Source organism: Reyranella sp., assembly GCF_965249915.1.
Lineage (GTDB): Bacteria > Pseudomonadota > Alphaproteobacteria > Reyranellales > Reyranellaceae > Reyranella.
Map to the genome: position 1 here is coordinate 330,134 of NZ_OZ252257.1, position 14,219 is coordinate 344,352.

Sequence of the window (14,219 nt, forward strand, 5' to 3'; positions counted from 1 at the left end):
TCTTACTTCAGCTTGACGCCGACGACGCGGATCAGGCCGTCGGGCAACTGCTTGTAGCCATCGACCCGGTCGGACAGCGCGACCAGGACGCGACGATGGTACAGATACTTGATCGAGCCTTCGGGCAGGTACTTCGCGGTGATCTTTTCGTAGATCTTCTTGCGTTCCGCGGGGTCGCTCTTGATGCGCGCCTCGTTGTGCCAGGCGTCGACGTCCTTGTCGCAATAGCCGGAATTGTTCTGCGGCTGGCCGCAGACATGGAAGATGTAGGAGTTGCCGTCGGGGTCGCTGCGGCCCGACCAGCCGATGAGATAGAGCTGATAGTCGCCGGTCTCGGACTGCTTCAGCGAGGTCGCGAACTCGGTGACCCGGATCTTGAGGTCGAACCCGGTCTCCGCGACCATCGACTGCAGCACCTCGGCAACCTGCCTTGTCTCGGGGTTATTCGGCACCATCAGGTCGAGCGACATGCGGCCGCTGACGCCGGCTGCCTTCAGCAGCGCCTTGGCCTTGGCGACGTCGCGCTTCGGCACCGGGAAAGCCTGCTGATAGTAGGGATTGGTCGGGTTGATCCATTGGTTTCCGACGACAAATTCGCCGTTGAAGACGACCTGGTTCAGTGCCTCGCGGTCGATCGACAGCTCGAAGGCCTGGCGGACGCGGGCATCCTTGGCCAGCGGCGTATCGGCCTTCGGTCCGTTGGACAGGTTGATGGTCAGGCCCTGATAGCCGAGCTCGACCGCGGTCACGAGCTTGAGCTTGGGGTTGTCGCGCACCGTCTTGATGTCGGTCGCCAGCACGCGCTCGATCATATCGAGGCTGCCGGAGCGCAAGTTGGCCAGACGCACCGTCGAGTCGGTGATCGGCAGGTAGGTGATCTTGTCGATGAAGACCTGGTCCTTGTTCCAGTAGTCGGCGAACTTCTCGACCACGATGCGGTCCTGCTGGACCCGCTCGACGAACTTGTAGGGGCCGGCGCAGACCGGCTTCAGGCCGAACTTGTCGCCCGCTGCTTCGGCAGCTTTGGGCGAGACCATCATGCCGGCGCGATCGGTGAGCTGCGCCAGCAGCGGCGAGAACGGCTCCTTCAGGTTCAGTTTGACGGTGGCGGGATCGACGACCTCGATCGACTCGATGGAGGCGAGTTCGGGCCGGCGGAACGAGCCCTTCATGTTGAGGTGGCGTTCCAAGCTGTACTTCGCGGCGGCGGCATCGAAGGGCTCGCCGTCATGGAACTTAACGCCGGGGCGCAGCTTGATCGTGACCGTCTTGCCGTCGGCCGAGGTCTCGTGGCCGAGCGCGAGCTGCGGCACGATCGCCAGCTTCTCGTCGATGTCGAAAAGCTTGTCGCAGATCGAGGAGAAGACGATGCGGCCGACATAGGTGCGGGCCAACGTCGGGTCGAGCACGTCCGGATCCTCGGCCAGGCCGACGCGCAGGTTGCTCTGGGCGGCGGCGCCTGACAGAGCGAGGCCCATGAACGTGGCGGCCAGAGTCAGGCGACGAAACGTCTTCTTCATATTGCCTCCGTTTGGTTTGTGACGAACGCCGCCTGCAGGCGGGCGAGCCGCAGGCGGTCTTCGCTATTGCCCGTTCCCTCGGCGAGCGGGGGAGCGGGAGGAAGGTCGGGCCACCACCGGCAGGCAGTGGCGTGACCCGCGCCGTCATCGGTCAGTTCCGGCACATCGATCCGGCACGACTCGCGGGCGTAGGGGCAACGCGTATGGAAGTGGCAGCCCGGCGGCGGATTGAGTGCGCTCGGAATGTCGCCTTCCAGCAGCGCGCGCGCGCGCACGACCGTGGGATCAGGCTGCGGCACAGCCGACAGCAGCGCGCGCGTGTAGGGGTGGCGGGGGTTGCGGAAGAGTTCTTCGGTCGTCGCAGTTTCAACGATCTTGCCGAGGTACATCACGGCGATGCGGTCGGCGATATGCTTCACGACCGCGAGATCGTGGCTGATGAAGACATAGGCCAGGCCAAAGCGCGCCTGAAGGGACCGCATCAAGTTGACGACCTGCGCCTGGATCGAGACGTCGAGCGCCGAAACCGGCTCGTCGGCCACGATCAGCTTCGGCTCGACGGCGAGCGCACGCGCGATCGCCAGCCGCTGGCGCTGGCCGCCGGAGAATTCATGCGGGTAGCGGCGGGCGTGCTCCGGTCGCAGGCCGACCAGTTCCAGCAGCTCACCGACGCGCGTGCGTCGCGCGGCCTCCGACGCGGTGAGCCCATGCAGCATCAACGGCTCGCCCAGCATGGCACCCACGGTCATGCGCGGATTGAGCGAGGCGTAGGGGTCCTGGAAGATCACCTGCATGTGCCGGCGTTGCGCACGCATCCGCGCCTGCGAGAGGCCGAGCAGATCCTCGCCATCGAAGCGCACGCTTCCGCCCGTGGGTTCGAGCAGGCGCAACACCAGGCGGCCGACCGTCGACTTGCCGCAGCCCGATTCGCCCACGATCGCCAGCGTTTCGCCGGCATCGACATGGAAGTCGACGCCGTCGACCGCGCGGACATGGCCTGAGACGAGTCCGAAGGCGCCGCTCTTCACCGGGAAGTGCTTCTGAAGTCCCCGAACCTCGAGCAGCGTCGCGCTCATGCCACGACCTGCGACAGCGGGGCGCGGCGACAGCGTGAGAGGTGGCCGGGTGCGACTTCGACCAGCGCCGGCGGTGCGGAGATGCACGCGGTCTCGACGAAGGGGCAGCGTGCGGCGAAGCGGCAGCCGGGAGGTGGGCGCGTCATGTCGGGCACGCGGCCCTCGATCGAGGGCAGCCGCTCGCGCTTCTCGTCGAGACGCGGGATCGATCCCAGCAGGCCGACCGTATAGGGGTGCTCCGGTCGGGCGAACAGGTCGCGCACGGCGGCGCGCTCGACGATCTGGCCCGCATACATCACGGCCACGTCGTCGGCCATTTCCGCCACCACGCCGAGATCGTGGGTGATCAGGATGATGGCGGTCCCGGTGTCACGGCGCAGGCCGCGCATCAGGTCGAGGATCTGGGCCTGGATGGTGACGTCGAGCGCCGTCGTCGGCTCGTCGGCGATCAGGAGCTGCGGACCGCAGGCCAGCGCCATGGCGATCATGGCGCGCTGTCGCATGCCGCCGGAAAGCTTGTGCGGATAGTCGTCGATGCGCTTCTCGGGCGAGGGAATGCGCACCAGCTTGAGCACCTCGATGGCGCGCGCCCGCGCCGCCGCCTTGTCCAGTCCCTGGTGCCGCTGGATCGCCTCGATGATCTGGTCGCCGATCGTGTAGGAGGGATTGAGCGAGGTCATCGGCTCCTGGAAGATCATCGCGAGCCGTGCGCCGCGGAGATCTCGGATCAGGTGCTTGTCCAGGGTCAACAGATCGCGCCCTTCGAACACCACCTGGCCGCCTACCTTCGAATTTTCCGGCGGCAGCAGGCCCATGATCGCCAGCGACGTGACGCTCTTGCCACAACCCGACTCGCCCACGAGGCCGAGCGTCCGGCCGCGGCCCAGAGCGAGGTCGAGGCCTTCGACGGCATGGACGACGCCGTCGTCGGTGGCGAAGTCCACCGTCAATCCGCGCAGCTCAAGGAGCGCTTCACTCATCGATGCGCGAGCGCCAGGTTCGTCGAGGGATCGTTCATCGGCCCGCCGCGTAGCCCTGCATGCCGCGCGGATTGGCGGCGGCCTTGCGCCACGGATCGTCGCGCGTCGCGGCGGTGAGACGGCCCTCGGACCACTGGTCGTTCACCTCGACCTCGTGGCCGCGCTTCTTCAGCTCGGCCACCGTGTCCTTCGGGATACGGCCTTCGACCACCAGCACGCCCGGTCGCGCGGTGCGCGGCCAGAAGGAGGAGGGGAAGTGCTCGCTGTGCCAGGCCGGCGCATCGATCGCCTCCTGCAGGTTCATCTCGCAATGCACGTGGCGCAGGAAATGCTGCGTGACCCACTGGTCCTGCTGGTCGCCGCCCGGCGAACCCCAGACCATGTACGGCTCGCCGTCGCGATGGGCGAGCGTGGGGGTGAGCGTGCTGCGCGGCCGCTTGCCGGGCGCCAGCGAGCCCGGAAGGCCTTCTTCGAGCCAGAACATCTGGCCGCGCGTGCCGAGCGGAAAGCCCAGCTCGGGAATGACCGGCGAACTCTGCAGCCAGCCGCCCGAGGGCGTGGCCGAGATCATGTTGCCGTCCTTGTCGATGATGTCGAAATGGACGGTGTCGCCGTTGGTCTGGCCGACGCGGCCGACCGTGGGCTCGCCGGCGCCGCTCGACGCCACGCCCAGCCGGACGCCGTCGGCGCGGCGCAGCTTCACGACGCCGCCGAAGCCGTCGACCTTGCCAGGACGCTGTTCCATCGAGGCATGGGCCGGGTCGACGAGCGCGCGGCGGTCGGCGTTGTAGGCGTCCGACAGCAGTGTCTCCATCGGCACGTCGACGAACGCCGGATCGCCATAGAAGGCCTCGCGATCGGCATAGGCCAGCTTCAGGCATTCGACCTGCAGGTGGATGAAGTCGGGGCTGGTCGGATCCATGCCGTCGAGGTCGAAGCCCTTGAGCAGGGCGAGCTGCTGCAGGACCACCGGGCCCTGCGTCCAGGTGTGTGCCTTGCAAACCGTGTACCGACCGTAGTCGTAGGTGAGGGGGGCCTCGACCGTGGCCTGCCACTTGGCCATGTCCTGGCCGGTCAGCACGCCCTTGTTGGCCTTGCCCGAGACGTCCATCACCTCCTGGGTGCGGCAGAATTTGTCGATCGCCTCGGCGACGAAGCCCTGGTTCCAGGCCTTCCGCGCGCGCTCGATTTCCGCTTCGCGACCGCCGCCGCCGGCCTCGGCCTCTTTCAGGATGCGGGCATAGGTGTTGCCCAAGGTGACGTTGCGGAAGAGCGACATGGGCTTCGGCACGTCACCGCCCGGCAGGAATACGGCGGCCGATGTCTTCCAGTGGGTGCGAAACTGCTCCGCGACCGTCGCGATGGTCGCGGTCGCACGCTCGACGATGGCGTGGCCGTTCAGCCAGTAGCCGATGGCAGGCGAGAGCACGTCGGCCAGGCGCATCGTGCCGTAATCGCGCAGGATAAGCATATAGGCGTCGAAGGTGCCCGGAATGCAGGCAGGCAGCAGCCCCGTGCCCGGGATGAGGTCAAGGCCTAGTCCCTTGTAGTGGGCGATGGTCGCGCCGGCCGGCATCGGGCCCTGGCCGCACACGACCTCGGTCTTGCCGCGGCGCACGTCGTGGAGGATCAGCGGGGCGTCGCCGCCGGGACCGCAGAGATGCGGCTCGACCACCTGCAGGGTGAAGGCGGTGGCGACGGCCGCGTCGAAGGCATTGCCGCCCCGTTCGAGGATGCCCATGCCGACCGCCGTCGCGATCCAGTGTGTGGAGGTCACGACGCCGAATGTGCCGACGATTTCCGGCCGTGTGGTAAACGGGTTGGGATTGATGAGCTTCACGGTCTTCTCCTCGCGCAGGCGGCGCGGAGGGACCTTAAAGCCCGTGGCCTCTAGCCGCTAGGGGCCGCCGGATCGGGAAGGCGCATCCAGGGAGGCGTTTCCGGCACGATGCGCGCGTCACCGGCCGTGAGCACGGATCCGTTGCCGCGCGCAGCATCGAGTCGCAGCATGGCCAGCGCGCGATCTCCGGTGCCAGACCGCAGCTCACCCACTTCCTCGCCGTCGCGATGGACCGGCGTGCCGGGCTCTGGCAGCGCGCCTTCGACCCTCACGGGAAAGAGCCTCTTCTTGATCAGGGCGCGGTACTTGGTGCGGGCCGTCAGCTCCTGGCCCATGTAGCAGCCCTTCTTCCAGTCGACGCCGTTGAGTTCGTCGAAGCCGTTTTCCAGCAGCAATGCTTTCTCGACCTGGAGATCGCGGCTGCCGTCCGGCACGCCGAGCGGCAGGCGCAGGGCGTCATACGTGGAGAGCGGCGCTTCATCGAAGCCGCGCGCGGCGAGAAGCGCGGCACCCTGTCCCGTCGGGGCGATCACGCGCACGCCCAGCGTCTCGAGGCGGGGATCGATGAAGGAGGCCGTTCCGACGCCCAGCGCCTTCGAGGCTTCGTCCCCGAACGCTGCCACGATCTCCAGCGACGCCCCCAGATCCTCGACGGTCACCTTGGAGCGCAGCGTATACATCTTGAGCTTCTTCGCGAGCGCCGGCGCCCGCTCGCGCTCGGTTTCCAGGAAGAACGTGTCGCCTCCGGCGTCGACCACGAACATGTCGTTGAGGAAGCGTCCCTGCGGCGTGAGCAGCGCCGCCCAGATTGCGCGCCCGGGCGCGACTTTTCTCGTATCGTTCGAGATCAGGCCTTGCAGGAACTCGACGCGGTCGGCACCGGCAACGGAAATGACGCTGCGATGCGGCAGCAGGCTGAACTGGGAGGACATGCCAAGCAGAATTGGGGGCGGCCCTGCCGGTTAGCAAGCGCCGGATGGCCCCAGGCGTAATGTGGAAAAGCCTGATTGGGGTAATGAATTCAACCCGCCGCCCGCCTGGCTTGGCGAACGTGTTCCGGAAAAGCCCGCCGCAGCGTCACCGCCCGTGGATTGGGCCAGACAAAAAGGCTGCAATCCACGCCCATTCGGCTCAATCGTGCGATCGTCTCGTCGCGAATCGAAGGGTCCGGTAGACGATCGCGCTCGGTATCCTCCGACCCGCTCATGTGACTGTTCTGCCCGTTGCGCGTTCCGTCGAGCGAGGTGCCGAGCTTGGCCTCGATGGCGCGCATGTGATCCTTCCGCACCAGCCTCACGGCCGCCGGCAGCATCGGCCATTCGCGCCTGTTCTCGGAGAAATGGTCGAGGAGGTGAGTTGCCGTCTCGACCGGCCGGTCGATCAGGTTCTCGTAGGGGATCATCTTCACCAGGTCGGGATGCCGGGTGGCCTGTATCTGATAGGTAATGAACTGCCGCGCATAGGAGATCAGTGCTGCGCCGAACAAATATTCCCGGAAGCACACGTCAGCGACCGGCCGCCCCCGAAACAGGTGGTAGGTCGGGTTCACATGCGCCTGACAATAGCGGAAATAGGAATACGCTTGATCGACAGGGTTGCGATAGACCAGCGCGATCGGCCCTCCGCGGCCCCTTCGGGCGGCACGCTCCATCGCCGGTACCTTGGTCGGGGCATAATCGTAGGCCGCGAGGTCCACGGGCGTGTAGCGGTAGTTCGCCCCTTCATGGAAGTAGTCGTAGCCCGGCACGTGAAAGGAGGTTTGCCGCCACCAGTGGCGCGCGGGCAGCAGGTCCTGGAACCCCGGACATACGGTATGACCGATGAACATGTGCTTGGCGGGCAGGGTAGCGTTAACGCGAAACAGCGGTCCGCCCCTGAAGCGATTGAAGTCGAAGGCCGGTCCTCGAGGATCGCCGATGACCTCTCCGGTCAACAGATCGTCGAGCCGGCCACCCTGTTCGAGATGACACACGAAGGAGAAGAGGTAACGGAGGAGCCAAGTGCCCGAGCGCGGCACGGTCGACAGGACGGGAAGGCTATAATTTCCGAACATACAAATCGGTACGCACGAAGCGTCCTCAGTCTCCCCGTAAGCAGATCGACAAAATGCTTTATCAATCGTGAAATATTCGGAGCGTCACTTTTTGGCATAGTCGCGGAGGTAGCAGCGAGCATGCACATACACGCATCCGTATTCGCTCGATCCACGGCAACGCCCCGTCAGCGCATCGCTGCTGAACACGCTCGGCGCGGACCCTCTGAGCGCTGACGTCGAAGCGTTCGTCAGCGGGAGTGCATCTTGGCTCGCTTCGGATGGCGGTTGCGGAACAGCCATGCCGGTTGAAGGGGCTGATGGCCTTCGCCCATTCCTTCGTCGTTGCGGGCTGGATGCGATGAGGCGAACGGCGAAACAGTGCCTTCACGAAGGCTGTTTAAACGACGGCAGCCTTGCTAGAGAGCTTCGTTCATTCGTTTAGGAGCCCTCATGACGTTCCGCGCACTTGTCCTGACCCAGGGTGCCGACCGCAAGGTCAGCGGCGCCATCGAAACCCTGCCTGAGGACAGGCTGCCGGCGGGGGACGTGATCGTTGCGATCGACTACTCGACCCTGAACTACAAGGACGGTCTCGTGCTGACGACCGGTGGTGGCCTGGTCAAGACCTGGCCGCATGTCGGCGGCATCGATTTCGCGGGCACTGTCGAGAAGTCCGAGAACGCGGCGTTCAAGGCGGGCGACAAGGTCGTGCTGAACGGCTACCGGGTCGGCGAACTGCATTGGGGCGGCTACGCTACGAAGGCGCGGGTGAAAGGTGACTGGCTCGTCAAGCTTCCCGAGTCCCTGTCGGCCCGTCACGCCATGGCGATCGGCACGGCGGGCTACACCTCCATGCTCTGTGTCATGGCGCTGGAGAAGCACGGCATCGCCCCCGCGAATGGCGAAATTCTGGTCACGGGAGCCGCCGGCGGCGTTGGCTCGGTCGCCGTCGCGATCCTGGCCAAGCTTGGCTACACGGTGGTCGCTGCGACCGGTCGGCCCCAGGAGGGCGACTACCTGAAGTCGCTCGGCGCCACGACGATCATGGATCGCAAGGAACTGACGGAGGCACCGGACCGTCCGCTGCTCGGGGAGCGTTTCGCCGGCGTCGTGGACACGGTGTCCGGTGTGATGCTTGCCAGGGCCTTGGCGCAGGTGAAGTACGGCGGGGCGGCGGCGGTCTGCGGCCTCGCGGCCGGTCCTTCGTTCCCGGGCTCGATCCTGCCTTTCATCCTGCGCGGCGTGTCCGTCTACGGTATCGACTCGGTGATGCTGCCGAAGGCACCGCGCGAGGAAGCGTGGCGTCGTCTCGGAAGCGATCTGCCGCTCGACAAGCTCGACAGCACCGTGAGCGAGGCGGGGCTGGGCGATCTCATGGCGCTGGCCCCAAAAATCCTCAAAGGAGAGATACGGGGCCGCGTGGTTGTCGACGTCAACAAGTGATAGCGTAACCCGGAGTTCATCTTACCCGAAGGTCTGCCGATGACGCCGCCGAACACTGCGCCTGCCGCCAACAATCTCGAAGCGTTCTTCATGCCGTTCACCGCGAACCGGCAGTTCAAGAAGAACCCGCGCATGCTGGCCAAGGCGAAGGGTGTTCACTACTGGACGCCGGAAGGCCGCAAGATCATCGACGGCACCGCGGGCCTTTGGTGCGTCAATGCCGGCCACGGCCGCGAGGAGATCAAGGCGGCGATCGCCAAGCAGCTCGACGAAATGGACTATGCGCCGTCGTTCCAGATGGGCCATCCCAAGGCCTTCGAACTGGCCGCGCGGCACGCCGCCCTTCTGCCGGGCGATCTGAACCACGCCTTCTACTGCAATTCCGGCTCCGAGGCGGTCGACAGCGCGCTCAAGATCGCGCTGGCTTATCACCGCGCCAACGGCCAGGGCACGCGTACGCGCTTCGTCGGCCGCGAGCGCGGCTATCACGGCGTCGGCTTCGGCGGCATTTCGGTCGGCGGCATGGTCAACAACCGCAAATGGTTCGGCGCGATGCTGCCGGGCGTCGATCACCTGCCGCACACCCACCTGCCGGAGAACGCCTTCTCCAAAGGCGAGCCGGAGAACGGCGCCCATCTCGCCGACGCGCTGGAAGGCATCGTCGGCCTGCACGACGCCTCCAACATCGCCGCCGTGATCGTCGAGCCGTGCGCCGGTTCGACCGGCTTCCTGCCGCCGCCCAAGGGCTACCTGAAGCGCCTGCGCGAGATCTGCGACAAGCACGGCATCCTGCTGATCTTCGACGAGGTCATCACCGGCTTCGGCCGCCTCGGCGCCTCTTTCGCGGCCGACAAGTTCGGAGTGATTCCCGATCTGATGACGGTCGCCAAGGGCATCTCCAATGCCACCGTGCCGATGGGCGGCGTGTTCGTGCGCAAGCACGTGTTCGACGGGCTGATGAACGGGCCGGAAAACGCCATCGACCTGTTCCACGGCTACACCTACTCGGCCCATCCTCTGGCCTGTGCTGCGGCCTCGGCCGTGCTCGACATCTACCGCGACGAGGAGTTGTTCGCCCGGGCGGCAGACCTGTCGCCCTACTGGGAAGAGGGCATCCACTCGCTGAAGGGGCTGCCGAACGTCACCGACATCCGCAATCTGGGGATGGCCTGCGGCATCGACCTCGCGCCGGAAGGTGCGGTCGGCACGCGCGGCTACAAGGCCTTCGTCAAGGCGTTCGACCTCGGCCTGATGGTCCGCCAGTCGGGCGATGCCATTGCCATGTCGCCGCCGCTGGTGATCGAGAAAGCCCAGATCGACGAAATCGTCGAGATAACCGCGAAGACCATCAAGGCGGTGGCCTGACGCCGGGCGCCGCTTGCGCATGGTGTTCTGGACGGAGCGTCGCTAGAACCTGTTCTCGACCAGCCGTGGGCAGGGAACAGGCAACGTGACACTCGATGACAATCTGGCGGCAGTGGTGGGTGCGACCGCTGCCGTGGCGCACGTCGCCCTTGCCGTCGCCGTCACCGTCCATGTGCTGCTCTACAAGCGCAGCGTCGGGGCGGCGGTATCCTGGATCGGCATCGCCTGGCTCTCGCCGTTCCTGGGCGGGCTGCTCTATGCGATCATGGGCATCAACCGTGTCAAGCGGCGTGCCCAGAGATTGAGACGTCAGCATCTTCTGCCCGCCGCGGGCGATCCCACCGTAACGGTGACACGTGATTCGCTGACGCCGCTGGAATATGCGGTCGGGCGGGTGACGGGCCTGCCGTCGAAACCCGGCAATCTCGTCGAGATGCTGCACAGCGGCGACGAGGCCTACCCTAGGATGCTCGAAGAAATCAGCAGGGCGAAGACGAGCGTCGGACTCTGCAGCTACATCTTTCGCGCCGATTCAGCGGGTGAGAAATTCCATGACGCCCTGATCCAGGCCCAGCAGCGTGGCGTCAAGGTGCGTGTGCTGATCGATGGAGTCGGCGGTGGCTACTTCTTGTCTGGGACCTACAACCGGCTGCGCGCGGCCGGCGTCCCGGTCGCGCGCTTCCTGCACTCCTATTTCCCCTGGCGTACACCCTTCGTAAACCTGCGCAATCACCGCAAGCTGCTGGTCATTGACGGTCGCGTGGCCTTCACCGGTGGACTGAACATCGGAGCGGAGAACGTCGTGGCCGGGAACCCGGCCCATCCCGTGCGCGACACGCATTTCCGCATCGAAGGCCCTGTCGTCGAGCAACTCACCGACGCCTTTGCCGACGACTGGCAATTCACCACGGGTGAGCAACTGGACGACGACTGGTTCCCGACGCTCGAGCCGGTCGGGACGGTGTTGGCGCGTGTGGTGCCCTCCGGTCCGGACGAGGATATGGAGCAGATCGAGTTTGTGACCTTGCATGCCATCTCCTGCGCGCGCGAGTCGATCCGCGTGGTGACGCCCTACTTCCTCCCGGGCGAACCGCTCACCATGGCCCTGGGCCTGGCGGCCATGCGCGGAATCACGGTCGACATCCTGCTGCCGGAGAATTCCAACCACGCGATCCTCGACTGGGCGCGACGGGTGCCGCTCAGGCCGCTGATCGAGGCGGGATGCCGCATCTGGCTGATGCCGGCGCCGTTCGATCATTCCAAGCTCATGACGATCGACGATTCCTGGTCGTTCATCGGCAGTGCCAACTGGGATACCCGCAGCTTCCGCCTGAACTTCGAGCTGAACGTCGAGCTGCACGACGCGGCCTTTGCACGGCAGATCGTCGGAGCGAAGACGCCGCAGCGTTGCCTGACGCTGGCCGAGATCGACCGCGATCCATTGCCGATCCGCCTGCGCAACAGCGCAGCGCGGCTCTTTCAGCCCTATCTGTAGAAACGCTTCAGCCGGTCCTTGCGGATCCGCAGGGGCTTTTCCGCAGTCTCGGTGCTTTCGGCAAGGCGGAGTTCGAGCCGGATCGGCCGATGATCGGAGGGACCGAAATCGAGCGCATCGGCCGTCGTGCAGACGAGGCGATGGGCGAGGCACCGATCCAGCCGAACCGGCATGACGTTGCCCGACAGGTGAGTGGGTTCGCGCGGGCCGACGTCGGTAAAACCCGGCAGGAAGACCGGGCCGACGGCATTGTAGTCGCCGATGATGGCCGACGGCTTACCCTGCAACGCCGCGCCGATGCGGGCGAGCTGGCGGCGGTTGAGCAGCTGGCCGTGCGAGAGGTGAACGTTGGCGAAGGTGATCTCGCCCATCTGGATGATCTGCGCGCGGCGTCGCGGCAGCCGTCCGGGAAGTCGAGACGCCGGCAGCGACAGGGCCACGGGGCGCGGAAAATGGCTCGGGCTCCAGACGGCCAGACCATGTATTCGCCCCAGCCATGACAGCCGGTAGAAATGTCCGCCGACGAGGCTCGGCAGCGCCTCGATGTGCTGGGTCGCCTCCTGCATGAGGAGTATGTCGGGCTTCTGGACGTTGATCAGAGTCGCCACGTCCTCGACCGCCGCGCCTGTGAGACGCAGCAGGTTCCAGCTCACGACCTTCATGGCTTGCCCGCCTTGTCGCGACGGGCACGGCGGATCTGCTCGGTCATCGAGGCCGTCCCACCGGCGGCCGCCTGCAGTTCATTTCTCACCAGCTCGCGCCTTTCGTGGATCGAGGCGATGACCAGGCCCATCGGCACGCCCAGGCCAACGAGGGCCGATTCGGCCAGCTGGAGGCTCGCCTCGATCGTCTCCGGCACGGTGTCGGTGACGGCCAGCGTGTAGAGATGTCGGGCATGTTGGGCATCGTGGGCGCGGGCCACGATCATCACGTCGGACCGTCGCGCCCGCACGGCACGGACCACGTCGTCGACCGCCGCGGTGTCGATGGTGACGATCACACCCGTCGCCTCGTCAATGCCACAACGCTGCAGGAACAGCGGGTTGGAGGCGTCGCCGAAATAGACGGCGCGGCCGAGCTTGCGCCAGCGCTCGACGCGGGCCGCGTCTCGGTCGGCCGCGATGTAGGAAATCTCGTGCTTGTCGAGCAGGTCGCAGACGAGCTGGCCGACCCGCCCGTGTCCGACGACGATCACCCGCTTGGCATGATCCGAAGGCGGGAGCTGGGTCGCGGGGGCATTGCCCGTGGCCTGCTTGGCCACCCGCTGCGCCGTGCGGCGCGCGAACAGCGACACGAAGGGTAGGGTCCCCATGGTGAGCGAGACCACCGCCAGGACACCGGCGGCGACGCCCGACTCGACGAGGCCGAACTGGGCGGCGAGCCCGATGCCGATGAAGGCGAACTCGCCGCCCGGGGCGAGCAACAGGCCGGTTTCGACGCTGGCAGCCCACGACACGCCGAACAGGCGGCAGAGGGGTACGAGCAGCGTGGTCTTGAGAACCATCATCGCCACGAACCCGCCGATCACAAGGACGGGCTCGCGCCAGATGAAGCTCAGGTCGATGTGCATGCCGACCGAGAAGAAGAAGACGCCGAGCAGAAGTCCCCGGAAGGGGTCGATCATCGCCTCGACGGCACGCCGGTATTCCGTCTCGGCCAGCAGGAGCCCGGCGATAAAGGCCCCGAGCGCCATGGACAGGCCGGCGAAGGCCGCGATCACGCCCGATCCGACGGCGATCAGCAGGGTGGCCGCCATGAAGAATTCGGGATTGTCGGTGCTGGCGGCAAGCCGGAACAGGGGCTTGAGAATCACCCTGCCGACAAGAGCGATCACGGCGACCGCCAGCAGCGCCTCGACGACCGCGACGATGACGCCCTGGACGACAGAGCCCTCGGACTGGCCTCCGAGAGCGCTGATCAGGAACAGGAGCGGCACAACGGCCAGATCCTGCGCGAGCAGGATGGCGAAGCTGGTGCGGCCGGTGGTCGACATCATGCGGCGCTGTCCGGACAGCAGTTCCATGACGATCGCGGTCGAGGACAAGGCCAGGCAGGTGCCGATGATGAGCGCGGCAGCGGCCGGCTGGCCCAACCAGAACGCCGCCAGGCTGATCGCCAGGGCCGACAGGACGACCTGCAGGCCGCCCAATCCAAAGACCAGGCGGCGCATGGTGATCATGCGGCGCATCGAGAGCTCGAGGCCGATGAAGAAGAGCAGGAAGACGATGCCGAGATCGGCGATGAAGGCGATCTGCCTCTCGCCCGTTACGGTCAGCCAGTCGATGGCACGGGAATAGTCGGCCAGCCGGCCCAGCCCGTGCGGTCCCAGCGCGGCGCCGACCACCAGGAAGCCGAGGACCGGGCTGATCTTGAGGCGATGCACGACGGGCGCCACGACGGCCGCTGTTCCCAGAACGATGAGAGCGTCCTTGAACGCATTGATGTCGCTGGGGCCCGCCATGTCG

General features: G+C 66.2%; 11 protein-coding genes. 3 read left to right on the forward strand and 8 right to left on the reverse strand.

Going from position 1 to position 14,219, the window contains the following annotated elements; genetic code table 11:
- Positions 1-2: 2 nt before the first annotated feature.
- The 6 genes from ACP15H_RS01620 to ACP15H_RS01645 form a co-directional block, all read right to left on the reverse strand.
- Positions 3-1,520 carry an ABC transporter substrate-binding protein gene (locus tag ACP15H_RS01620; protein ID WP_425064480.1) on the reverse strand — a complete coding sequence of 506 codons (1,518 nt, stop codon included), beginning with the start codon at positions 1,518-1,520 and terminating at the stop codon, positions 3-5.
- Positions 1,517-2,596, reverse strand: coding sequence for an ABC transporter ATP-binding protein (locus ACP15H_RS01625; protein WP_425064481.1), 1,080 nt, complete (start codon positions 2,594-2,596; stop codon positions 1,517-1,519). The genes ACP15H_RS01620 and ACP15H_RS01625 overlap by 4 nt, the downstream gene beginning before the upstream one ends.
- Positions 2,593-3,576 (reverse strand): ABC transporter ATP-binding protein, encoded by a 984-nt coding sequence (locus ACP15H_RS01630; RefSeq protein WP_425064482.1) that lies wholly within the window; start codon positions 3,574-3,576, stop codon positions 2,593-2,595. The genes ACP15H_RS01625 and ACP15H_RS01630 overlap by 4 nt, the downstream gene beginning before the upstream one ends.
- 34 nt (positions 3,577-3,610) lie before the next feature.
- Positions 3,611-5,416 carry a gamma-glutamyltransferase family protein gene (locus ACP15H_RS01635; RefSeq protein ID WP_425064483.1) on the reverse strand — a complete coding sequence of 602 codons (1,806 nt, stop codon included), beginning with the start codon at positions 5,414-5,416 and terminating at the stop codon, positions 3,611-3,613.
- A gap of 50 nt (positions 5,417-5,466) precedes the next feature.
- Positions 5,467-6,348, reverse strand: coding sequence for a YgfZ/GcvT domain-containing protein (locus ACP15H_RS01640; protein ID WP_425064484.1), 882 nt, complete (start codon positions 6,346-6,348; stop codon positions 5,467-5,469).
- Positions 6,349-6,437: 89 nt separating this feature from the next.
- Positions 6,438-7,388, reverse strand: coding sequence for a hypothetical protein (locus ACP15H_RS01645; RefSeq protein WP_425064485.1), 951 nt, complete (start codon positions 7,386-7,388; stop codon positions 6,438-6,440).
- Between the two features lie 513 nt (positions 7,389-7,901).
- Between ACP15H_RS01645 and ACP15H_RS01650 the strand changes: the two genes are divergently transcribed.
- The 3 genes from ACP15H_RS01650 (at position 7,902) to ACP15H_RS01660 (ending at position 11,754) form a co-directional block, all read left to right on the forward strand.
- Positions 7,902-8,894 carry an MDR family oxidoreductase gene (locus tag ACP15H_RS01650; RefSeq protein WP_425064486.1) on the forward strand — a complete coding sequence of 331 codons (993 nt, stop codon included), beginning with the start codon at positions 7,902-7,904 and terminating at the stop codon, positions 8,892-8,894.
- A 39-nt stretch (positions 8,895-8,933) separates the two neighbouring features.
- Positions 8,934-10,259, forward strand: coding sequence for an aspartate aminotransferase family protein (locus tag ACP15H_RS01655; RefSeq protein ID WP_425064487.1), 1,326 nt, complete (start codon positions 8,934-8,936; stop codon positions 10,257-10,259).
- 85 nt (positions 10,260-10,344) lie between these two features.
- The gene (locus tag ACP15H_RS01660; RefSeq protein WP_425064488.1) at positions 10,345-11,754 is read left to right on the forward strand and encodes a phospholipase D-like domain-containing protein; all 1,410 of its coding nucleotides are present in this window, start codon (positions 10,345-10,347) and stop codon (positions 11,752-11,754) included.
- On the opposite strand, the gene ACP15H_RS01665 is transcribed toward ACP15H_RS01660, so the two are convergent.
- Together ACP15H_RS01665 and ACP15H_RS01670 are read right to left on the reverse strand one after the other, a co-directional pair.
- Entirely contained in the window at positions 11,745-12,416 is a 672-nt protein-coding gene (locus tag ACP15H_RS01665; protein ID WP_425064489.1) for an endonuclease/exonuclease/phosphatase family protein, read from the reverse strand. The genes ACP15H_RS01660 and ACP15H_RS01665 overlap by 10 nt on opposite strands.
- A complete protein-coding gene (locus tag ACP15H_RS01670; RefSeq protein WP_425064490.1) occupies positions 12,413-14,215 on the reverse strand; it encodes a cation:proton antiporter in 1,803 nt (600 codons plus the stop codon). The genes ACP15H_RS01665 and ACP15H_RS01670 overlap by 4 nt, the downstream gene beginning before the upstream one ends.
- Positions 14,216-14,219 lie beyond the last annotated feature (4 nt).